The organism is Burkholderia sp. L-4 (genome assembly GCF_056856535.1).
Map to the genome: position 1 here is coordinate 2,852,093 of NZ_JBXEOX010000001.1, position 22,435 is coordinate 2,874,527.

Here is a 22,435-nt window from a genome sequence, read left to right on the forward strand (position 1 = left end):
CCTGTGTCCGTCGATTAAGCGCGCACCGGCTTCTTGCTGTTGCGCTTCGCCAGTTTCGCGATCTTGTCCTCATGCTTCGGCGCGGGCCACAGGCCTTCCGAGCGGTACAGCATGATGACGACCATCGCGAGGCCGTACAGCGCCTGACGGATCACTTCCGTATCGACGATGTCGTGGCCGAACAACGCATGCTGCAGCGGGCTCATCGTCGAGCGCAGGAATTCCGGGAAGATCGCGAGCAGCACCGCACCCAGGATCACGCCCGGGATGTGGCCCATGCCGCCGAGCACCACGCAGGCGAGCACCACGATCGATTCCCAGAACGTGAACGATTCCGGCGACACGAAGCCCTGGAACGAGCCGAACATCGCGCCCGACAGGCCGCCGAACGACGCGCCCATCGCGAACGCGAGCAGCTTCACGTTACGGGTGTTGATGCCCATCGCCTTCGCCGCGATCTCGTCTTCGCGGATCGCTGCCCACGCACGGCCGATGCGCGAGTGCTGCAGGCGCGTACAGACCCAGATCACCAGCAGCGAGCACAGCACGAACAGGTAGTAGTACATGTAGACCGACGGCAGCTGCAGGCCGAACAGCGAGTGCGTCTGCGACAGGTTGAAGCCGCCGACATGCACCGGATCGATGCCCGTGATCCCCTTCGGGCCGTTGGTGATGTTCACCGGACGGTCGAGGTTGTTCATGAAGATCCGGACGATTTCACCGAAGCCGAGCGTCACGATCGCCAGGTAGTCGCCGCGCAGGCGCAGCGTCGGCGCGCCGAGCAGGATCCCGAAGGTCGCCGCCAGCGCCATCGCGATCGGCACGATGATCAGGAACGGCACGTGCAGGCCGTTCGGCGCGAGCGCCGCGATCCACTCGAACTGCGAGGTCAGGTGCGGCGAGCTCAGCAATGCCGCCGTGTATGCGCCCACCGCGTAGAACGCGATGTAGCCGAGGTCGAGCAGGCCGGCGAAGCCGACCACCACGTTCAGGCCCAGCGCGAGCATCACGTACAGCATCGCGAAGTCGAGCACGCGGACCCAGTAGTTGCCGCCGGCCGAGCCGATCACGATCGGCGCCGCGATCACGAGGACGGCGGTCAGCAGGCCGATGACGATGGTCTTGGCGGTGTTGCGCTCTTCGACGAGCGACGTCGAGGATTCGATCGGTTGAATGGATGTCATGTTGTTTGCTCCCTTCCGTTACGCGCGATCCGCGACCCGTTCGCCCAGCAGGCCCGACGGACGGAACACCAGCACGATGATCAGCACGACGAAGGCGAACACGTCCTGGTAGTTGCTGCCGAATACGCCGCCCGTGAGGTTGCCGATGTAGCCGGCCCCGAGCTGCTCGATCAGGCCGAGCAGCACGCCGCCGACCATCGCGCCGCCGAGGTTGCCGATCCCGCCGAGCACCGCGGCGGTGAACGCCTTCATGCCGGGGATGAAGCCCATGTAGAAGTGCACGTTGCCGTATTCGGAGGCGATCATCACGCCGGCCAGCGCGGCGAGCGCGGAGCCGATCATGAACGTCGCGGAGATCACGAAGTTCGGGTTCACGCCCATCAGGCTGGCCGTATTCGGGCTTTCGGCGATCGCGCGCATCGCGCGGCCGAGCTTGGTCTTGTGCACGAGCAGCAGCAGGCCGCCCATCACGATGAACGCGACCGCGATGATCACGATTTCAGTCACGGAAATCACGGCGCCCGGCGTCGTGTCGGTGGCCTTGATCACGTTGATCGGATCGGTCGGCAGCAATTGCGGGAACGGCAGCGGGTTGCGCGACCAGATGATCATCGCGGCCGTCTGCAGCAGGATCGACACGCCGATCGCGGTGATCAGCGGCGCGAGGCGCGGCGCGCGGCGCAGCGGCCGGTACGCGACGCGCTCGATCGTGAAGCCGACGAACGCGCAGACGACCGCGGCGATGCCCAGGCCGATCGTCAGCGTCGCGACGTTGCCGAGTCCGGGAAAATGGTTCTGCAGCACGGTGATGGCCGACAGCGCGACCATCGCGCCGATCATCAGCACGTCGCCGTGCGCGAAGTTGATGATGCCGAGAATGCCGTACACCATCGTGTAGCCCAACGCGATGATGGCGTAGACACTGCCGAGCACCAGCCCGTTGAGAACCTGCTGGACGAAAATATCCATTTAAAGCTCCTTGGCCCGTGCTGCCGGAGGACGTTGCGCCCCGCGGGTAAGCGAGGAATCGCGCCTTCTCGGCGACACTGCGGGTACTAGTCGATACCGGTAAGGGTGGATCGTCCCGGCGCGCGCCGCCCGGCCTGTACGGCCGGACCTGCCGCCGGGGCGGATACAAAAACGGCACCGCACTGTTCCGGTGCCGTCATGAGTCCCGTCGCTAAATCGTCACGACGTCGAGGACGGTGTTCGTGGCCTCCTTGAAGTCGTGGGGCAGCATGCCGAGACGGCCTTCGTCCGGTTTCCCGGCATCCGTGCCTTGGCCCGTCCGGCGCGACGCAAGCGCCGCCCCCGGACGGATCGGATTCCGCGCCGCGCCGCCCGTCAGGACATGGCGGCCGCCGCACCCGACATTCGTCAGGACTGCGTCGGAATCCATCGTACGAACCAGACCGCGCGCCATGACCGGATCGGTCGTGGCGGCACGCTGTTTCATCGAATTGAAATGAAGGGGGGCCGGTGACATCTGCGCGCTGCCCGCGGCGGCGCGAGCGGCCGGCATCCGTCGAGCGGCGCGACCGGTCACCGTCGCGCCGCGACCGGCGGCTTGCCGCGACACGACCGGCATGCCCGCTGCCGGAGCGTTCGTCACGCCAAGCGCGTTGATTTCGTCAATCGTCAAACGTGCCCCGTATTCCTTGTCGTTACCCAATTGCGCGATACGGCACGGCGATGGCGCCGCACGACCGGGTCCGGCGACGCACGCGCCGCTGGCCGGCGGCGCCGCGAACGCCGCAGCCTTCCTGCCCGCCCTGTCGCCGCTCTTTTTGCTGCATCCGGCAAGCATTGCAACCGGTGCGGCGGCGGACTCGGCGTAAGCCAACTTCACATGCATCGAATGGTCTCCCGCGCCTTGCCAAAACCCGATTTCAAAGCCATTCCGGCTTGAAAACGGGCGCATTGTAACTCCATTTATAGGACGCCAATAATCCTGATTCGATGGGGTTTTCCTGCATTGCAACCAATTTTGAGAGACGGCTGGAAACATCCGGAGCAACCGGGTTGCACCATGCTTGCGAATATTGGTTGCGATTATGATTTCAAGGCACCAAAAAAAAAGCGCGCCGGGAGGCGCGCTTCGGTGTTCCGCGGGTGCAATGCGGCAATCAGGCGGCAGGCGGCAGGTTCAACCCGCGCGGCAGCGGAAACGACACGTTTTCCTCGATGCCGTCGAGCGCGCGGACATTGCGCACGCCGAGCTCGCGCAGCCGCGCGATCACGGCCTGGGCGAGCACTTCCGGCGCCGACGCGCCGGCCGTCACGCCGATACGGCGCTTGCCGGCGACCCATGCCGGATCGATCTGGTCAGGCGCATCGACCATGTACGCGGCCACGCCGCGCTTCTCGGCCACTTCGCGCAGGCGGCTCGAATTCGAGCTGTTGGGGCTCCCGACGACGATCACGACGTCGCACTGCGGCGCCATGAACTTCACCGCGTCCTGGCGGTTCTGCGTCGCATAGCAGATGTCCTGCTTCTTCGGCTCGCGGATCTTCGGATACTTCGCCTTCAGCGCGCCGATGATCTCCGCGGCGTCGTCGACGGACAGCGTCGTCTGCGTGACGAGCGCGATGCGCTCGGGATCGGCGAGTTCGAGCTTCTGCACGTCCTCGACGCTCTCGACGAGATGCATGCCGCGCTCGACCTGCCCCATCGTGCCTTCGACTTCCGGGTGGCCCTTGTGCCCGATCATGACGATGTCGACGCCATCCTGGCGCATCTTCGCCACTTCGACGTGCACCTTCGTGACGAGCGGGCAGGTTGCGTCGTAAATGCGCAGCCCGCGCACGTCGGCCTCGTCGCGCACGGCCTTCGACACGCCGTGCGCACTGAAGATCACGGTGTTGCCGGCCGGCACTTCCTCGAGTTCCTCGACGAAGATCGCGCCTTTCTTCTTCAGATCCTCGACCACGTACTTGTTGTGGACGATTTCGTGACGGACATAGATCGGCGCACCGTGCATCGCGATCGCACGCTCGACGATCTCGATCGCGCGGTCGACACCCGCGCAGAACCCGCGCGGCTGGGCCAGCAGGATTTCGGCATCGGCGGCAACGGTTTGCCCGTACAGCGTATCGGTGTTGCTCATGATTACAGGATTCCGATGATTTTCACTTCGAACGTGAGCGCCTGGCCCGCGAGCGGATGATTGAAGTCGAACAGCGCCGAGGTCTCGCCGACCTCCTTCAGCACCCCTGCGTACCGGCCGCCGTCCGGTGCGTTGAACTCGATCAGTTCGCCCGGCGTGAAATCGTCGCCGACCATCCCGTTCTCGCGCAACGTCGACAGCGTCACGCGCTGGAGCATGTCGGGATTGCGGGGACCGAACCCCTGTTCCGGGGCTAGCTGAAAAGTCGAGTGGTCGCCCACCCGGAGCCCGAGCAGAATCTGTTCGAGCGAGGGCGCCAGTTGCCCCGCGCCCAGCAGCAGCGTGGCCGGCTTGTCGGAGAAGGTGTTGACGATGTCGGCGCCGTCGGCCAGTGCCAGCCGGTAATGCAACGTGACGTGGGAACCGGGCTTCACTTCGGATAGATCGATGAGGCTCATGAATTACTCGTTCAGTCGGCGCCCGATACGGCCGAATGGCCCGGCGCAAAGTCAATATTGTAAGTCACCTGAGCGAGCAAGGCGGAAAGTGCGACGACGTCGCGCACACCACCCTGCCGCCAATGGAGTTCCAAGCATGCTGTCACCCTGCCTCGCCCTGCCGCCGGCCGAATGCCGGGACAATGCCGATGCACCGGCCGATCCGCCCGGCCGCGTCATCCCGATTCGCCGGCGCAAGCGCCGCCCGGCCGACTGGCGGCCCGAGCGACCGCGCGAGCGCTTGCTGGAGCGCGGGCCGGCCGCGCTGACCGACGACGAACTGATCGCGCTGCTGCTCGGCACGGGCAAGCCCGGGCACGATGTCTTCATCACCGCCCGCGCACTGGTCGATCGGTTCAGGACGTTGCGCGGGCTGCTCGAAGCGAGCACCGACGATTTCGAGGCGCACCCCGGCATCGGCCCCGCGCGTGCCGCGCGGCTGGCCGCGATCATCGAGATCGCCCGGCGCGTGCTGAACGAGAAGGCGCAGGTGCGCACGCCGATCGATTCGCCCCGCGCCGTCGAGGATTGCCTGCGGCTGAGGATCGGCACGTGTCCTCACGAGGTGTTCGTCGCGGTGTACCTCGACGCGCGCAACGGCCTGATCGACATGGAGGAAATCACGCGCGGCTCGCTCACGCGGATGGCCGTCTATCCGCGCGAGATCGTGCGACGCGCGATGGTGCACAACGCCGCGTCGCTGATCGTCGCGCACAACCATCCGTCGGGCGCCGTACAGCCCAGCGCGGAAGACCGTCGCCTCACCCGCGTGCTGAAAGATGCGCTCGAACTCGTCGACGTGCGGCTGCTCGACCACATCGTCGTCGGCACCGGCGACACTTTTTCGTTCGCACGCGCCGGTTGGCTGTAGACTGTGCCGCGGCAGCCCGCCCCGGGCGCCGCAACGACGAAGCGAAATTAGGTTTGATTTTTCTGAACTTTTTCTGCTAGAATCGTCGTCTGTCTTTTTTCCAACCAGTTCTAGCCATCGAAGGGCCTTGTCTGTAAGGGCTACGGCGTTCTGAGTGCAGCCATGGATCACGTGGCGGTGCGATGGAACCTTCACCGGCGATCGAACCCCGAATTTAGCGTATTAGGAGTGCTCTCATGGCACGCGTATGCCAAGTAACTGGGAAAGCGCCGATGAGCGGCAACAACGTTTCCCACGCCAACAACAAGACGAAGCGCCGCTTCCTGCCGAACCTGCAAAACCGCCGGTTCTGGGTAGAGAGCGAAAACCGCTGGGTGCGCCTGCGCGTTTCGAACGCCGGCCTGCGCCTGATCGACAAGAACGGCATCGATTCCGTGCTCGCTGACCTGCGCGCACGCGGCGAAGCCTAAGCCCAAGGAGCACAATCATGGCAAAAGGCGCACGCGACAAGATCAAGCTCGAGTCCACCGCTGGTACGGGTCACTTCTACACGACCACGAAGAACAAGCGCAACATGCCGGAAAAGATGGCGATCAAGAAGTTCGATCCCGTCGTCCGCAAGCATGTGGAATACAAAGAAACCAAGATCAAGTAATCTCCGGTTTCTACCAGCCTGACGGCGACCGAAAAGCCCCGCTCCTGCGGGGCTTTTTGTTTTGCGCGCACGCTCCGGCCCGACGCGGTATGCTCTTCCCTTTCCGCGGCCATGGCTGCCGGAACGCACAAGATCAAAAGCGTAAACGATGGAGATGCAGCATGAAATTCGACGTGGCGATCGTCGGCAGCGGCCTGGCAGGGCTGTCGGTCGCACTCAACCTGGCCAGCACGCGACGTGTCGCGCTGATCGCGAAACGTTCGATGATGGAGGGGGCAAGCGATAACGCGCAAGGCGGTATCGCGGCGGTCCTCGACTCGGCGGACAGTATCGAGAACCACGTCGACGACACGCTGGTCGCCGGTGGCGGGCTGTGCGACGAAGGCGCGACGCGCTACATCGTCGAGCACGGCCGCGAAGCGATCGAATGGCTGATCTCGCAAGGCGTGCCGTTCACGAAGGACGACGCGGCCGAACTCGGTTTTCACCTGACGCGCGAAGGCGGCCACAGCCACCGCCGGATCATCCACGCGGCCGACGCGACCGGCCATGCGGTGCTCGCGACGCTATCCGAGCGCGCGCGCCAGCATCCGAACATCACGTTCTTCGAGAACCACCACGCGATCGACCTGATCACGTCGGACCGGCTCGGCCTGCCCGGCCGCCGCTGTCACGGCCTGTATGCGCTCGACGTCGACAACGACAGCACGATCACGATCGAGGCGCCGCACACCGTGCTCGCCACGGGCGGTGCCGGCAAGGTCTACCTGTACACGACGAACCCCGACACCGCGACCGGCGACGGCATCGCGATGGCGTGGCGCGCGGGCTGCCGCGTGTCGAACATGGAATTCATCCAGTTTCACCCGACCTGCCTGTTCCATCCGTATGCGAAGTCGTTCCTGATTTCGGAAGCCGTGCGCGGCGAAGGCGGCCTGCTGAAACTGCCCGACGGCACGCGCTTCATGCCCGCGCACGACCCGCGCGCCGAACTCGCGCCGCGCGACATCGTCGCACGCGCGATCGACTTCGAGATCAAGAAGCGCGGGATCGACTGCGTGTATCTCGACATCAGCCATCAGCCGGAAGCGTTCCTGCGCGAACACTTCCCGACGATCCATGCGCGCTGCCTCGAATTCGGCATCGACATCGCGAAACAGCCGATTCCCGTCGTGCCGGCCGCGCACTACACGTGCGGCGGCGTCGTCACCGATCTCGCCGGACGCACCGATCTCGCGGGCCTGTATGCGGTCGGCGAGACGTCGTGCACCGGGTTGCACGGCGCGAACCGGCTCGCGAGCAACTCGCTGCTCGAATGTCTGGTGATCGGCCGTGCGGCCGCCGAAGCAATCGAGGCGGCCGGCTTCGACGCCGACACGCCGGCGACGCTGCCCGCATGGGACGAAAGCCGCGTGTCGGATGCCGACGAGGAAGTCGTCGTTGCGCACAACTGGGACGAACTGCGCCGCCTGATGTGGAACTACGTCGGCATCGTGCGCACCGACAAGCGCCTCGAACGCGCCAAGCACCGGCTGTCGCTGCTGCGCGACGAAATCCACGAGTACTACGCGAACTTCCGCGTGACGCGCGACCTGCTGGAACTGCGCAACCTCGTCGATGTGGCGACGCTGATCGTGAAGAGTGCGCAATCGCGCCGCGAAAGCCGCGGGCTGCACTACAGCCGCGACTGGCCGCATACGCTGCCGAAGGCATTGCCGAGCGTGCTCACGCCGCGCGCGCGCCGCTGAGCGTATGCCCTTCCCGGCTACGGCCGGGAGCGCCCAGGAAAAAAGCCGCTGGCGTTTGCGCGCCGGCGGCTTTTTTGTCTGACCCGACGACGTTCGGTCAGTCGACGATCCGCATCGAATAGTCGGTCGCGCGCACGTCCTTCGTCAGCGCGCCGATCGAGATGCGATCGACGCCCGTTTCGGCGAACGCACGCACCGTCTCGAAATTGACGCCGCCCGATACCTCGAGCACGGCCTTGCCGGCCGCGACACGCACGGCTTCCCGCATCATGTCGAGCGTGAAGTTGTCGAGCAGCACCGACTGCGCACGATGCGCGAGCGCCGTGTCAAGTTGCGCGAGCGTCTCGACCTCGATCTGCACGGGTACGCCCGACTCCAGCGCAAATGCCGCATCGAGCGCCTCGCCAACCCCGCCTGCGGCCGCGATGTGGTTCTCCTTGATCAGGATGCCGTCGTACAGCGCGAGGCGCTGGTTCTCGCCGCCGCCGACGCGCACCGCATACTTCTGCGCAAGCCGCAGGCCCGGCAGCGTCTTGCGCGTATCGAGGATCTTCGCGCGCGTGCCTTCGATGCGATCGACGTAGCGGCGCGTCGCGGTCGCGACGCCCGACAGCAGCTGCAGGAAATTCAGCCCGTTGCGCTCGGCCGTCAGCAGCGCGCGCGCCGGCCCGTCGAGTTCGCAGACGGTCGAATCGGGCGTCATGCGGTCGCCTTCGCGATAGCGCCATTGCACGGTGATCGACGGATCGATCCGGGCGATCACCGCCTCGAACCACGGCACGCCGCACAGCACGGCTTCCTCACGCACGATGATCCGCGCCCGGCGGCGCCCGCCGGCCGGCACGAGCCGCCCGGTCTGGTCGCCGGTGCCGACGTCTTCCGCGATCGCGTCGGCCACGTTGCGCGCGATCGCGTCGTCGAATGCCGCGCCGTATTGCTCACGAACGCTGTCGAACAGCGGGGATACGGCGTCGCTCATGCGGCCCCCACGTTCGCAAACAGCCCCTGGTCGCGCTGCAGGTCACCGCTCGCCTGCACGCGCTTCTTGTGCGCGGCCGCGAACTCGAGCATCCGGTCGATCGGCAAACGCGCACGCTCGCCGATCGCGGGATCGACGAAGATCTCGTTGTGGCCGCGTTCGAGCACGTCCGCAAGGTTCGCGAGGCCGTTCATCGCCATCCACGGGCAGTGCGCGCAGCTCTTGCAGGTCGCGCTGTTGCCGGCCGTCGGCGCGGCGATGAAGGTCTTGCCGGGCGCGGCGAGCTGCATCTTGTGCAGGATGCCGAGATCGGTCGCGACGATGAAGTGCGTCGCGTCGAACTTGACCGCCGCATCGATCAGTTGCGTGGTCGAGCCGACGACATCGGCCTGCGCGACGACGTTTTCCGGCGACTCGGGATGGACGAGCACCTTCGCGTCCGGATATTCGGCGCGCAGCAGGTCGAGCTCGATACCCTTGAACTCGTCGTGGACGAGGCACGAGCCTTGCCACAGCAGCATGTCCGCGCCGGTTTTCTTCTGGATATAGCTGCCGAGATGGCGGTCCGGCGCCCAGATGATCTTCTCGCCGCGCGCGTGCAGGTCGGCCACGATTTCGAGGCCGATCGACGACGTGACCATCCAGTCCGCGCGCGCCTTCACGGCCGCGCTGGTGTTCGCGTAGACGACGACGGTGCGGTCCGGATGCGCATCGCAGAACGCCGAGAATTCGTCGACCGGACAGCCGAGGTCGAGCGAACAGGTCGCGTCGAGATCGGGCATCAGGATCCGTTTGTTCGGGCTCAGGATCTTCGCGGTTTCGCCCATGAAGCGCACGCCGGCGACGACCAGCGTCTGCGCGTCGTGATCGCGGCCGAAGCGGGCCATTTCGAGCGAATCGGCAACGCAGCCGCCCGTTTCGTCGGCCAGCTCCTGCAGCTCGGCATCCACGTAGTAGTGGGCGACCAGCACGGCCTTTTCACGGGCGAGCAGCGTCTTGACGCGCGCCTTCAATGCAGCGCGCTCCTCGGCGGACGGCGCGTCGGGCACCTTGGCCCATGCCTGCCCCACGCCGCACACGGTCCCTGCCGCGACGGGCCGGTCGTACTCGACGGGTTTGATCGTCGATTGCATCTCCATATCTCCTGTCGATCCGAGTGAGCGCTTTGGCGCTCACTCGGATCCCATGCTTCGCGGTCGGCCGGAGTGGGGTGCTCGGCGCCTGCTCCGCTCCCCTGCTCGCCCGGGGCACCCGCTCGCCACCGCCCCAAGCTTCATACCAATCCGCCCTGCCGAACGCCCATCAAAACCGGCGGCCCAAATGAAAAAACCCCGCCAACGCGGGGTTTGTGACGTCCTGAGATTCTAATCGATTTCGAATCAGGCGTAGCGACGCAGGCGCGTCGCGAATTCCTGCAGCGCCTTGATGCCGCTTTGTTCCGCGCGATGGCACCAATCCTGCAATTGCGCGAGGAGCTGTTCGCGCGACGCGGTCGAACGATCCCAGATCGCGGCCAGGTCCTGGCGCAGCTGGAAGTACGTATGCAGCTTCTGGCTGTTCGCGAAGATTTCCGGCAGCAGCTTCTTCTGCGGCTCGTCGAGGCCGTCGGCGTCCTTGTGGAACCACTTGCGCGCACCGCGCATCAGCTGGTACTTCTCGCTCGAGCCGAGTTCCTTCAGGTGCGCGAGCTCCTGGCGGTACGCACGCTTCACGGCCTTGCCGTAGCGCGCCATCACTTCGTAGCGGTTCGACAGCACGGCCTGCAGCGTTTCCTGGTCGAGCACCGTCTTCGGCTTGTTCAGGCGCGGCGTGGGCGCAACCTTCTTCACCTTCGCGAGACCGAACGCCGACATGATGCGGATGTACATCCAGCCGATGTCGAACTCGTACCACTTGTTCGACAGCTTCGCCGACGTCGCGAACGTGTGGTGGTTGTTGTGCAGTTCTTCACCGCCGATCACGATGCCCCACGGGAACAGGTTCGTGCTCGCGTCGGCCGAGTTGAAGTTGCGATAGCCCCAGAAGTGACCGAAGCCGTTGACGACGCCAGCCGCCCAGAACGGGATCCAGACCATCTGCACGGCCCACACGGTCAGGCCGATCACGCCGAACAGCGCGACGTCGATCACCATCATCAGGCTGATGCCGAGAATCGGGTACTTCGAATAGACATTGCGCTCGACCCAGTCGTTCGGCGTGCCGTGGCTGAACTTGCGCATCGTCTCTTCGTTCTTCGCTTCCGCGCGATACAGTTCCGCGCCCTCGAGGAACACCTTCCAGATCCCGCGCGTCTGCGGGCTGTGCGGATCTTCCTCGGTCTCGCACTTCGCATGGTGCTTGCGGTGAATCGCGGCCCACTGGCCCGTCAGCATGCCGGTCGTCATCCACAGCCACAGCCGGAAGAAGTGGCTCGCGATCGGATGCAGTTCCAGCGCACGATGCGCCTGGCAGCGGTGCAGATAGACCGTCACGCCGATGATCGTGACGTGCGTGACGGCGAGCGCGAACAGCGCGACCTGCCACCACGAAAAACGCAGGAGCCCGTGGGAAAGAAAATCGAGCAGGGAATTCAACAAGGCAGTTACCTGTGATGAGAGCGACGCCGGCTCGCGCAGGCGTCAGAAAAATGAAAGCATACCGCGTATAGACTTGGATTCTACTTCAACCGTTCCAAGTCTTTGTAAAAAATGAATATTTTCTTGCCCTGGCGCAACCGGAGCAGTCCACGGGCGGACTTGGACGGGCGTGCGATCCGGTTCCGGCCGCGGGGTCAAAGCATTTGACGGCCGGCGCGCGCTATGCAGCCGGTGCGCGCCCGTTCGCCGCGCCGTTCGCGGCCGCCGGATCGGGCCCGGCCGTCGTACCGGCGGCGGGAAAACCGTCCGGCAATCCGACCACGCGCACCTCGCGCTGCGGAAACGGAATCGAGATCCCGTGCTCGCTGAACAACCGCCAGATGTTGCGGTTCACGCTCGAACGCACGCCCGACGTGCCTTTCGCGGAATCCTCGATCCAGAAACCAAGCTCCAGGTCGATCCCGTCCGTACCGAAACTCACCAGATACGGCGTCGGCGCGGGCTCCGCCAGCACGCGCGGCACGTCCTTCGCCGCGTCGGCGAGCAGCGCGAGCGCGTGCTCGACGTCGCTCGTGTACGCGACCTGCACCGCGACCTTCGCATAACCGCGCGTCAGGTAAGACGACTGGTTCTGTACGACGTCGGTGATCAGCTTCTCGTTCGGGATCAGTGTCTCGTTACCGTCGAGGCCGCGCACGACCGTGTAGCGCGTGCGGATCTGCGTGACGACGCCCTGCAGCCCGCCGACGCTGATCGCGTCGCCGAGCCGCAGCGAGCGGTCGAGCAGGATGATGAAGCCCGACACGTAGTTGCTCGCGATCTTCTGCAGCCCGAAGCCGAGACCGACGCCCACCGCGCCGCCGAACACGCCGAGCACGGTCACGTCGATGCCGACCAGCGACAGCCCGATCAGGATCGCCGCGAACACGAGCAGCGCGCGGCCGACCCGCGACAGCACGACCTTCAGGTTCGCGTCGAGCGTGCTCGCGCGCGTGAGGCGATCCTCGAGCACCGAGCCGAGCCACATCGCGACCATCAGCGTCACGCACACCCACAGCGCGCCCGAGATCACCGACAGCAGCGTGAGATGCGCATTGGCGACGCGGAACTGCACGCTGTCGAGCCAGCCGAGCACGTCGCGCTGGATCCCGAGCACGGTCAGCACCATCGCGGCCCACACGACGGTCGACACCACCTTCTCGACGATCGACAGCCACGCATGCGTGTGGCCGTCGCGCGCGAACACGCGCCGCGCGAAGAAGAACAGCACGTAGATCAACCCGATGCCGAACAGCGGCACGAGCGCGAGCTGCAGCAGCGACGTCGACATGAACGGGTCGAACGCGAGTTGCGCGGCGCCGACGAAGACGCTGCCGAACAACGGGAACAACGCGCGCTTCAGGCTTTGCGCGCCCGCGCCGGGCGCACGTCCGGCCGCCCGGCGGCGCGCATCGATGCGGCCGTGCACGAAGCGCGCGGTCACCCACGCGAAGCACAGCGCGCCGACGAGAATCGCCGCCTGCCAGATCATCACCGGCTGGTGGAAGTCACGAATGACCGATTCCAGCCGGTGCGACAGCAGGCGGCTCTGCAGATTTTCCATCGTCCGTCCGGGCAGTCGTTACTGCGCGGCGCGCCGTTCGAGCACCGCGGCGAAGAAGCCGTCGGTCGCGTGTCGATGCGGCCACAGCGACAGGTAGTCGCCCGTCTCCAGCTCGATGCGCTGGTCGGCCAGCACCTTCTGCGCCGGCACCAGCACGAACTCGGGATGATCCGCCAGGAACTGTTCGACGATGCGCTCGTTCTCGGCGTCGAGCACGCTGCAGGTCGCATAGACGAGCCGCCCGCCCTTCTTCACGAGACGCGCGGCGCTCGCGAGGATCGACGCCTGCTTCGGTGTCAGCTCGTCGATCGCCGTGCGCGACTGGCGCCACTTCAGGTCCGGATTGCGGCGCAGCGTGCCGAGGCCGCTGCACGGCGCGTCGACCAGCACGCGGTCGATCTTGCCGGCGAGCCGCTTGATCTTCGCGTCGTGCTCGCTGTCGATCAGCACCGGGTTCACGTTCGACAGCCCGCTGCGCGCGAGGCGCGGCTTCAGCTTCGCGAGGCGCTTCTCCGACACGTCGAACGCATAGAGCCGCCCGGTCGAGCGCATCATCGCGCCCAGCGCGAGCGTCTTGCCGCCCGCACCGGCGCAGAAGTCGACGACCATTTCGCCGCGGCGCGGCGCGACCAGCGAGCACAGCAGTTGGCTGCCTTCGTCCTGCACCTCGATCGCGCCTTCCTCGAACAGCTTCAGGCGCGTCAGCGCCGGCTTGCCGACCACCCGCACGCCGAACGGCGCGAACGGCGTCGCGCCCGCCTCGATGCCGCTCACGCGCAGCGCTTCGATCACCTGGTCGCGCGTCGCCTTCTGCGCGTTGGCACGCAGGTCGAGCGGCGCCGGGTAGTTCAGCGCGGCGGCAAGCTGCGCGAGCTCCTCGCCATCGAAACGGGCCGACAGCGCCTGATGGATCCAGTCGGGCAGGTTCGAGCGAATGCGCACCGGCAGGCTCGCCGGATCGATCTTCGACACGTGCTCGAGCCAGGCGGACTCGGTGTCGGACAGGAACGGCTTCAGCGCATTGCGGCCGACCGTCTGCATCAGGCCGAGCAGCGTCAGGCGCCGCGCCGGCGTACCCGTGCCGCTTTCGGCGAGGTGCGAAAACTCCATTTTCCGGCGCAGCACCGCGAACACGGCCTCGGCAATCACGCCGCGCTCGGCGTGCCCGAGCTTCGGGTGCGCGCGGAAGAACCGGCTCGTCGTCGCATCGGCGGGGCCGGCGAATTTCAGCACCTCGGCCAGCAAAGTCTCGGTCTGGCCAATCAGGAATCCGTGCAGCTTCATACGCCCTCGCTCGTTTCGGTATGCGGTTGATCCGCGAAAATCCAGCGCGCCTCTTCCGGCGCGACCACTGCACGGCCGTTCTCGAGGCGCAGACGCCCCTCGACGAACCAGCGCACCGCGCGCGGATACAGCACATGCTCGACGCTCAGCACGCGCCGCGCGAGCGCGGCCGCGTCGTCGCCGGCACGCACGGGCACCGCGCCCTGCGCGACGATCGCGCCGCTGTCGAGCTCGGGAATGACGAAATGCACGCTCGCGCCATGCAGCGCGACGCCCGCGTCGAGCGCCTGCTGATGCGTATGGATACCCTTGAAGCTCGGCAGCAGCGACGGATGGATGTTCAGCAGCCGGCCTTCGTATCGTCTGACGAATGCGGGCGTGAGGATGCGCATGAAGCCGGCGAGAACGACGAGATCGGGGGCGAAACGGTCGATCTCGGCGGCGAGCGCCGCGTCAAAGCTGTCGCGGCCGTCGAACGACCGGTGGTCGACCACCGCCGTCGCCACCCCGTGCGACGCGGCAAAAGCCAGGCCGGCCGCATCGGGCCGGTTGGCGATCACGGCGGCAATCTCGGCCGGCCAGCGTTCCTGCGCGCATGCGCGGACGATGGCCTCCATGTTGCTGCCGCGACCGGAAATCAGGATCACGAGTTTTTTCATCCGCGAATTTTACCATTCGCCCCCGCGTTTCCCGCCTTCTCGGCCGCCGGCCCGTCCGAACGTTTATAATCTTCTGCTTTGCGGCATCCCACCGCCCATTCCCCGACCGCTGCATCCGCTATCGTGAAAGTCTTCCGCGGCCTGCCCAACGCCGAGAGCCGTGCCCCGTGCGCGCTGACGATCGGCAACTTCGACGGTGTCCATCGCGGCCACCAGGCCCTGCTCGCGCGCGTGCGCGCGGCAGCGGACGCGCGCGGCCTGCCCGTGTGCGTGATGACGTTCGAGCCGCACCCGCGCGAATTCTTCAATCCGGCCGGCGCGCCGCCGCGCATCGCGATGCTGCGCGACAAGCTCGAGGCGCTGCGCGATCACGGTGTCGACCGCGTCGTCGTCGAGCACTTCAACCATACCTTCGCGAGCCAGTCGCCGCAGGCGTTCGTCGAACGCACGCTGGTGAACGGGCTGCACACGCGCTGGATGATGGTCGGCGACGATTTCTGCTACGGCGCGAAACGCGCAGGCACCTTCGACACGCTGAAGGCGGCCGGCGAGCAGTACGGCTTCGAGGTCGAGCAGATGGGCACGGTGGCCGGCAGCGACGGCACGCGCATTTCCAGCTCGGGCGTGCGCGCCGCGCTCGCGGCCGGCGATCTCGACGCGGCCGCGCAGGCGCTCGGCCACGGCTACGCGATCAGCGGCCACGTCGCGCACGGGCTGAAGCTCGGCCGCGACCTCGGTTTCCCGACGCTGAACCTGCCGATCGCGCACAAGCGGCCGGCGCTCGCGGGCATCTTCGTCGTGCAGGTGCACGGCCTCGGCCCCGACCCGCTGCCGGGCGTCGCGAGCCTGGGCCTGCGCCCGACCGTCGACGATTCCGGCCGCGTGCTGCTCGAAGTGCACCTGCTGGACTGGCATGGCGACGCGTACGGCAAGCTCATCCGCGTCGAATTCCTGAAGAAGCTGCGCGACGAGGCGAAATTCGACGACCTCGAGGCGCTGTCGCGCGCGATCGCCCTGGACGTCGCGAACGCGCGCGCGTACTTCATCGAACGCGACCGGGCGCCGGGCAGCCGCGCCACGGGCTTCTCGACGTCGGCAACCGACCGAATTAGCTGATCCGGACGGCGGCGCCCGGCGCCGCACCCTCGCGCCGCCCACTCGCGCGCATCCCCGATTCACGACGCCCGAGCGTCTCCCGATTTAGATAGCGATCCCATCATGAGCAACAAGAAAGCCGATTCGAAACCGCAGGCCAAGTATCCGGTCAACCTGCTCGACACGCCGTTCCCGATGCGCGGCGACCTGCCCAAGCGCGAGCCGCAGTGGGTCAAGGAATGGGAGGAGCGCGGCCTCTACGAGAAGATCCGCGCGGCCAGCAAGGGCCGCCCGAAGTTCATCCTGCACGACGGCCCGCCGTATGCGAACGGCGACATCCACCTCGGCCACGCGGTCAACAAGATCCTGAAGGACATCGTCGTCAAGTCGCGCAACATGGCCGGCTTCGACGCGCCGTACGTGCCGGGCTGGGATTGCCACGGCATGCCGATCGAAATCCAGATCGAGAAGCAGTTCGGCAAGTCGCTGCCGGCAGCCGAAGTGATGAGCAAGGCGCGTGCGTACGCAACCGAGCAGATCGAGAAGCAGAAGGTCGGCTTCAAGCGCCTCGGCGTGCTCGGCGACTGGGCGAACCCGTACAAGACGATGAACTTCGTGAACGAGGCGGAAGAGATCCGCGCGCTCGGCAAGATCATCGAGAAAGGCTACGTGTACCGCGGGCTGAAGCCGGTGAACTGGTGCTTCGACTGCGGCTCGGCGCTCGCCGAGGCGGAAGTCGAGTACAAGGACCGCACCGATCCGACGATCGACGTGATGTTCGCGTTCGCGGAACCGGAAAAGACCGCGCAGGCGTTCGGCCTGCCGGCACTGCCGCGCGCCGAGGGCGGCATCGTGATCTGGACCACCACGCCGTGGACGATCCCCGCCAACCAGGCGCTGAACCTCCATCCGGAAATCGTCTACGCGCTGGTCGACACCGAGCGCGGGCTGCTGATCATCGCGCAGGAGCGCGTCGAAGCCTGCATGGCCGACTTCAAGCTGACGGGCCGCGTCGTCGCGACCGCGCCGGGCGTGAAGCTCGCCAACCTGCGCTTCCACCACCCGCTCGCATCGGCCCACCCCGGCTACAAGCGTACGGCCCCCGTCTACCTCGGCGACTACGTGACGACCGACACGGGTACCGGCGTCGTGCACTCGTCGCCCGCGTACGGCATCGAGGACTTCATGTCGTGCAAGGCGCACGGGATGACCGATTCGGACTTCATCAACCCGGTGATGGGCGACGGCCGCTACATCGAATCGCTGCCGCTGTTCGGCGGCCTGTCGATCTGGGACGCGAACCCGAAGATCGTCGACGCGCTGAACGCGGCCGGCTCGCTGCTGCGCAGCGAGAAGTACACGCACAGCTACATGCACTGCTGGCGCCACAAGACGCCGATCATCTACCGCGCCACGTCGCAGTGGTTCGCCGGCATGGACGTCACCCCGCGCGACGGCGGCAAGACGCTGCGTGAAACGGCGCTCGAAGGCGTCGACGCAACCGCGTTCTACCCGTCGTGGGGCAAGCAGCGCCTGTTCAGCATGATCGCGAACCGTCCCGACTGGACGCTGTCGCGCCAGCGCCAGTGGGGCGTGCCGATGGCGTTCTTCGTGCACAAGGAAACCGGCGAGCTGCATCCGCGCACGCTGGAGTTGCTCGAGGAAGTCGCGAAGCGCGTCGAGCAGTCGGGCATCGAGGCATGGCAGTCGCTCGACCCGCGCGAGCTGATCGGCGACGACGCGAACCTGTACGAAAAGAACCGCGACACGCTCGACGTGTGGTTCGACTCGGGCACGACGCACTGGCACGTGCTGCGCGGCTCGCACAAGGATCAGCTGCAATTCCCGGCCGACCTGTACCTCGAAGGCTCGGACCAGCATCGCGGCTGGTTCCACTCGTCGCTGCTGACCGCGTCGATGATCGACGGCCGCGCGCCGTACAAGGGCCTGCTCACGCACGGTTTCACGGTCGACGGCGAAGGCCGCAAGATGAGCAAGTCGCTCGGCAACGGGATCGACCCGCATGAAGTCGCGAACCGCCTCGGCGCGGAAATCATCCGTCTGTGGATCGCGTCGACCGACTACTCGGGCGAACTCGCGATCTCCGAGGAAATCCTGAAGCGCGTGACCGAAGGTTATCGCCGCATCCGCAACACGCTGCGCTTCCTGCTCGCGAACCTGTCGGACTTCGACTTCGCGCAGCACGCGGTGCCGGTCGACGAATGGCTCGAGATCGACCGCTATGCGGTCGCGTTCTCGCAGCAGTTGCAAACGGAGCTGCTCGGCCACTACGAGAAGTACGAATTCCACCCGGTCGTCGCCAAGCTGCAGACGTACTGCTCGGAAGATCTCGGCGGCTTCTACCTCGACGTGCTGAAGGACCGCCTGTACACGAGCGCGGCCGACTCGCGCGCGCGCCGCTCGGCACAAACGGCGCTGTACCACCTGACGCACGGCCTGCTGCGCGTGCTCGCGCCGTTCCTGTCGTTCACGGCGGAAGAAGCGTGGAAGGTGTTCCAGCCGGCCAGCGACACGATCTTCACGGAAACCTACTATGCGTATCCGGACGTCGCCGGCTCGGCCGCGCTGATCGAGAAGTGGGCGCTGCTGCGCGAGGTGCGCGGCAACGTGACGAAGGCACTCGAGGAAGCGCGCACCGCGAACCGCATCGGCTCGTCGCTGCAGGCCGAAGTCGCCGTGCACGCGAGCGGCGCGCGTTACGACGCGCTCACGAGCCTCGGCGACGACCTGAAGTTCGTGCTGATCACGTCGGCCGCGACGGTCGTCAAGGTCGACGACGAAGCGCAGGAAAGCGTCGACGTGGCCGCCTCGAAGTACCAGAAGTGCGAACGCTGCTGGCACTACCGCGAAGATGTCGGCGCGCACGCCGATCATCCGACGCTGTGCGGCCGCTGCTTCTCCAACCTGTTCGAAAACGGCGAAATCCGGAGCGCTGCTTAAATATGGCGAAAACCCTGTCGAAACCGGCCAGCGGCGCGCTTGCGCCCTGGCTCGGCATTTCGCTGATCGTGATCCTGTTCGACCAGTTGTCGAAGATCGCGATCCTGAAAACGTTCGCGTACGGCGCGCAGCACGCGCTGACGTCGTTCTTCAACCTCGTGCTGGTGTACAACCGCGGCGCCGCGTTCGGCTTCCTGTCGACCGCCGGCGGCTGGCAGCGCTGGGCGTTCACCGCGCTCGGCATCGGCGCGACGCTCGTGATCTGCTTCCTGCTGAAACGCCACGGCCAGCAGCGGCTGTTCAGCCTCTCGCTCGCGCTGATCCTCGGCGGCGCGCTCGGCAACGTGATCGACCGGCTCGTCTACGGCCACGTGATCGACTTCCTCGATTTCCACCTCGGCGCCTGGCACTTCCCGGCGTTCAACCTCGCCGATTCCGCGATCACGGTCGGCGCGGTACTGCTGATCTACGACGAGCTGCGTCGCGTGCGCGGCTCGCGCTAAACGCGCATACTCGGCGTCGACGGCCGGCTTCGCGCCGGCCGTTCCGTTTGACCCTTGGAGGCCTGAGTTGGCACACGCAGAACTCGCAGGAAAACACCTCGTTCTCGGCCTGACGGGCGGCATCGCCTGCTACAAGATCGCCGAGCTCACGCGGCTGCTCGTGAAGGCCGGCGCGACCGTGCAGGTCGCGATGACCGAAGCGGCCACCCAGTTCATCACGCCCGTCACGATGCAGGCGCTGTCGGGCCGGCCCGTCTACACGAGCCAGTGGGATGCGCGCGTCGACAACAACATGGCGCACATCGACCTGTCGCGCGAGGCCGACGCGATCGTGATCGCGCCAGCATCGACGGACTTCCTCGCGAAGCTCGCGCACGGGTTTGCCGATGACCTCCTGTCGACGCTGTGCGTCGCACGCGACTGTCCGCTGCTCGTCGTGCCCGCGATGAACCGCCAGATGTGGCAGAACCCGGCCACGCAGCGCAACGCCGCGCAACTGCGCGCGGACGGCGTGTCGGTGCTCGGCCCGGATTCGGGTGCGCAGGCATGCGGGGAAGTCGGCGACGGCCGCATGCTCGAGCCCGAGGCGATCTATGAAGCCATCGTCACGCACTTCGCGCCGAAGGTGCTCGCGCACCGGCGCGTGCTGATCACGGCCGGGCCGACGTTCGAACCGCTCGATCCCGTGCGTGGCCTGACGAACCGCTCGAGCGGCAAGATGGGCTTCGCGCTCGCACGCGCCGCGCAGCAGGCCGGCGCCGACGTGCATCTCGTCGCGGGGCCGGTCGCGCTCGACACGCCGTGGGGCGTGTACCGCCAGGACGTGCAGACCGCGCAGCAGATGTACGACGCGGTGATGCATGCGGTCGCCGATGCCGACATCTTCATCGCGGTGGCCGCGGTGGCCGACTGGCGCGTCGATCAGCCGGCCGAGCACAAGATGAAGAAGACGGCCGACCGCAAGATGCCGGCGCTCGCGTTCGTCGAGAACCCCGACATCCTCGCGTCGGTCGCGGCGCTGCCCGATCCGCCGTTCTGCGTCGGTTTCGCGGCCGAAAGCGGCGACCTCGACGTGCACGGCGACGAAAAGCGCAAGCGCAAGAACGTGCCGCTGCTCGTCGGCAATCTCGGCCCGCTGACGTTCGGCCGCGACGACAACGAAGTCGTGCTGTTCGAAGCGGCCGGCCTCACGCGCCTGCCGCGCGCCCCGAAGGACGAACTCGCGCATGCGCTCGTCGCGGAAATCGCGAAGCGCCTGCCCGACAACCGCCTGATCTGATCACCCGCGCGGCGGCGCTGGCCGCCGCGCCCTTCCCGACCGATTCGACGACCGCATGAAACTCGACCTGAAGATTCTCGACGCGCGCATGCGCGACTACCTGCCCGCCTACGCGACCACCGGCAGCGCGGGCCTCGACCTGCGCGCGTGCCTCGACGCCCCGGTCACGCTGCGGCCGGGTGAAACGACGCTCGTCCCGACGGGCCTCGCGATCCACCTCGCCGATCCCGGCTATGCGGCGCTGATCCTGCCGCGCTCGGGCCTCGGCCACAAGCACGGGATCGTGCTCGGCAACCTGGTCGGCCTGATCGACTCCGACTACCAGGGCCAGTTGATGGTCTCGACGTGGAACCGCGGCCAGACCGAGTTCGTGCTGAACCCGTTCGAACGGCTCGCGCAGCTCGTGATCGTGCCGGTCGTGCAGGCGCAGTTCAACATCGTCGACGATTTCGCCGAGAGCGATCGCGGCGAAGGCGGCTTCGGCAGCACCGGCCGCCACTGATCGGCATCACACGAAAAAGGGGCCGCGCGGCCCCTTTTTCTTTTCCGTTCATCGTCACTCGCCGGCCGGCTGCGCGATCCGCGCGGGCACCGGTTCGCGCCGCCGCGCCTGCGCGATGCTCGCATAGATCACCATCGCGACCAGCACGGCGAGCAACACGGCCGACGAGCCGACCGTCCCGAGCGCGAGGCCGCCCTTCGCGACCGGCTTCGTCAGCAGGTCGCCGACCGTCGCGCCGAACGGACGCGTGAGCACGAACGCGGCCCAGAATAGCAACACGCCGGAGATCCGCGTGAAGTAGTGCGCGAGCACGATCACCGCCAGCAGCCCGCCGATCAGCAGCGCGCCGCCGCCGAAGCCGAGCCCCGAGCTGTCCGCGAGGAAATCGCCGAGCGCGGTGCCGAGCGTGTTCGAGAACAGGATCGCGCTCCAGTACAGCAGTTCGACCTTGCGCGTGCGGATCAGGTCGACCGACAGCGATTCGCCGCTCAGGCGCCAGACCGCGAAGATCGCCAGCAGGATCGCGACGAGGATCGACGAACCGGCTGCGTAGCCGAGGCCGAGCGTGCGGTCCATGAAGTCGGACATCGTCGTGCCGGCCGTGCTCGTCGCGACGATCACGGCCCAGTAGACCGCCGGGCGATAGCGCGTCGTCCGGAGCTGGGCGCCCAGCGTCACGAGAAAGAAACCGAACAGCAGGATCGAGCTCACCGCGTAGCCGACGTTCAGCGTCATCGACAGCAGGTCGCCGCCGGTTTCGCCGAGCGTCGTCGCGCAGATCTTCATGATCCAGAACGCGAGCGTGATTTCGGGAAGTTTGTTCATTCGAACCCCATTTGCAGGAAGCGGCGAGTCGGCGCGTGCCGGCCCGCCTTGCGGACAGGATCGAATGTAGTCGCCGCCGGCTTAACGGAACCTTAGCGAACGTGAAG

Annotated in this window: 21 protein-coding genes; 9 read left to right on the forward strand and 12 right to left on the reverse strand. The window is 66.5% G+C overall.

Annotation, left to right across the window (positions count from 1 at the left end):
- Positions 1-14: 14 nt before the first annotated feature.
- The 5 genes from AC1VVG_RS13320 to AC1VVG_RS13340 form a co-directional block, all read right to left on the reverse strand.
- The gene (locus tag AC1VVG_RS13320; RefSeq protein ID WP_034186305.1) at positions 15-1,184 is read right to left on the reverse strand and encodes an ABC transporter permease subunit; all 1,170 of its coding nucleotides are present in this window, start codon (positions 1,182-1,184) and stop codon (positions 15-17) included.
- Positions 1,185-1,202: 18 nt separating this feature from the next.
- The gene (locus tag AC1VVG_RS13325) at positions 1,203-2,153 is read right to left on the reverse strand and encodes a branched-chain amino acid ABC transporter permease (RefSeq protein ID WP_006478051.1); all 951 of its coding nucleotides are present in this window, start codon (positions 2,151-2,153) and stop codon (positions 1,203-1,205) included.
- A gap of 211 nt (positions 2,154-2,364) precedes the next feature.
- The gene (locus AC1VVG_RS13330) at positions 2,365-3,105 is read right to left on the reverse strand and encodes an amino acid-binding protein (RefSeq protein ID WP_082744747.1); all 741 of its coding nucleotides are present in this window, start codon (positions 3,103-3,105) and stop codon (positions 2,365-2,367) included.
- A gap of 205 nt (positions 3,106-3,310) precedes the next feature.
- A complete protein-coding gene (ispH, locus tag AC1VVG_RS13335; RefSeq protein ID WP_482835742.1) occupies positions 3,311-4,291 on the reverse strand; it encodes a 4-hydroxy-3-methylbut-2-enyl diphosphate reductase in 981 nt (326 codons plus the stop codon).
- Between the two features lie 2 nt (positions 4,292-4,293).
- The gene (locus tag AC1VVG_RS13340) at positions 4,294-4,749 is read right to left on the reverse strand and encodes an FKBP-type peptidyl-prolyl cis-trans isomerase (protein ID WP_034186308.1); all 456 of its coding nucleotides are present in this window, start codon (positions 4,747-4,749) and stop codon (positions 4,294-4,296) included.
- A 136-nt stretch (positions 4,750-4,885) separates the two neighbouring features.
- Here AC1VVG_RS13340 and radC point away from each other — a divergent pair, with 136 nt between their 5' ends.
- From radC to nadB, 4 genes are all read left to right on the forward strand, one after another.
- Positions 4,886-5,659 (forward strand): RadC family protein, encoded by a 774-nt coding sequence (radC, locus tag AC1VVG_RS13345; protein WP_034186309.1) that lies wholly within the window; start codon positions 4,886-4,888, stop codon positions 5,657-5,659.
- A gap of 236 nt (positions 5,660-5,895) precedes the next feature.
- Entirely contained in the window at positions 5,896-6,129 is a 234-nt protein-coding gene (gene rpmB, locus AC1VVG_RS13350; protein WP_004186391.1) for a 50S ribosomal protein L28, read from the forward strand.
- A 17-nt stretch (positions 6,130-6,146) separates the two neighbouring features.
- Complete coding sequence (rpmG, locus tag AC1VVG_RS13355) at positions 6,147-6,314, forward strand: 50S ribosomal protein L33 (RefSeq protein WP_006478046.1); 168 nt, start codon at positions 6,147-6,149, stop codon at positions 6,312-6,314.
- A gap of 161 nt (positions 6,315-6,475) precedes the next feature.
- Complete coding sequence (gene nadB, locus AC1VVG_RS13360) at positions 6,476-8,062, forward strand: L-aspartate oxidase (protein WP_226228096.1); 1,587 nt, start codon at positions 6,476-6,478, stop codon at positions 8,060-8,062.
- A gap of 97 nt (positions 8,063-8,159) precedes the next feature.
- Here the strand turns inward: nadB and nadC are convergent, their stop codons facing one another.
- The 6 genes from nadC to purN all read right to left on the reverse strand — a co-directional run bounded on the left by nadC (position 8,160) and on the right by purN (position 15,163).
- Positions 8,160-9,041: a carboxylating nicotinate-nucleotide diphosphorylase gene (gene nadC / locus AC1VVG_RS13365; protein WP_034186311.1), complete on the reverse strand. Its 882-nt coding sequence runs from the start codon at positions 9,039-9,041 to the stop codon at positions 8,160-8,162.
- Complete coding sequence (gene nadA / locus AC1VVG_RS13370) at positions 9,038-10,174, reverse strand: quinolinate synthase NadA (protein WP_200089395.1); 1,137 nt, start codon at positions 10,172-10,174, stop codon at positions 9,038-9,040. Before nadA ends, nadC begins: the two co-directional genes overlap by 4 nt.
- Before the next feature lie 246 nt (positions 10,175-10,420).
- Positions 10,421-11,617 carry a DesA family fatty acid desaturase gene (locus tag AC1VVG_RS13375; protein ID WP_034186312.1) on the reverse strand — a complete coding sequence of 399 codons (1,197 nt, stop codon included), beginning with the start codon at positions 11,615-11,617 and terminating at the stop codon, positions 10,421-10,423.
- Between the two features lie 220 nt (positions 11,618-11,837).
- Positions 11,838-13,220, reverse strand: a complete 1,383-nt coding sequence (locus AC1VVG_RS13380) for a mechanosensitive ion channel family protein (RefSeq protein ID WP_482835743.1) — start codon at positions 13,218-13,220, stop codon at positions 11,838-11,840.
- 18 nt (positions 13,221-13,238) lie between these two features.
- Positions 13,239-14,504 (reverse strand): RsmB/NOP family class I SAM-dependent RNA methyltransferase, encoded by a 1,266-nt coding sequence (locus tag AC1VVG_RS13385; protein ID WP_034186314.1) that lies wholly within the window; start codon positions 14,502-14,504, stop codon positions 13,239-13,241.
- On the reverse strand, positions 14,501-15,163 hold the full coding sequence (gene purN / locus AC1VVG_RS13390; protein ID WP_034186315.1) for a phosphoribosylglycinamide formyltransferase: 663 nt from the start codon (positions 15,161-15,163) through the stop codon (positions 14,501-14,503). Before purN ends, AC1VVG_RS13385 begins: the two co-directional genes overlap by 4 nt.
- A gap of 123 nt (positions 15,164-15,286) precedes the next feature.
- Here purN and AC1VVG_RS13395 point away from each other — a divergent pair, with 123 nt between their 5' ends.
- The 5 genes from AC1VVG_RS13395 to dut all read left to right on the forward strand — a co-directional run bounded on the left by AC1VVG_RS13395 (position 15,287) and on the right by dut (position 21,503).
- Positions 15,287-16,279: a bifunctional riboflavin kinase/FAD synthetase gene (locus AC1VVG_RS13395; RefSeq protein WP_034186316.1), complete on the forward strand. Its 993-nt coding sequence runs from the start codon at positions 15,287-15,289 to the stop codon at positions 16,277-16,279.
- 102 nt (positions 16,280-16,381) lie between these two features.
- A complete protein-coding gene (ileS, locus tag AC1VVG_RS13400) occupies positions 16,382-19,219 on the forward strand; it encodes an isoleucine--tRNA ligase (RefSeq protein ID WP_124609502.1) in 2,838 nt (945 codons plus the stop codon).
- 2 nt (positions 19,220-19,221) lie between these two features.
- Entirely contained in the window at positions 19,222-19,722 is a 501-nt protein-coding gene (gene lspA, locus AC1VVG_RS13405; protein ID WP_034186318.1) for a signal peptidase II, read from the forward strand.
- Positions 19,723-19,789: 67 nt separating this feature from the next.
- Positions 19,790-21,001, forward strand: a complete 1,212-nt coding sequence (coaBC, locus tag AC1VVG_RS13410; RefSeq protein ID WP_482835744.1) for a bifunctional phosphopantothenoylcysteine decarboxylase/phosphopantothenate--cysteine ligase CoaBC — start codon at positions 19,790-19,792, stop codon at positions 20,999-21,001.
- A gap of 55 nt (positions 21,002-21,056) precedes the next feature.
- A complete protein-coding gene (gene dut, locus AC1VVG_RS13415) occupies positions 21,057-21,503 on the forward strand; it encodes a dUTP diphosphatase (RefSeq protein ID WP_034186320.1) in 447 nt (148 codons plus the stop codon).
- A gap of 54 nt (positions 21,504-21,557) precedes the next feature.
- Here dut and AC1VVG_RS13420 read toward each other — a convergent pair whose 3' ends face one another.
- The gene (locus AC1VVG_RS13420; RefSeq protein WP_482835745.1) at positions 21,558-22,328 is read right to left on the reverse strand and encodes a COG4705 family protein; all 771 of its coding nucleotides are present in this window, start codon (positions 22,326-22,328) and stop codon (positions 21,558-21,560) included.
- Positions 22,329-22,435: the final 107 nt, after the last annotated feature.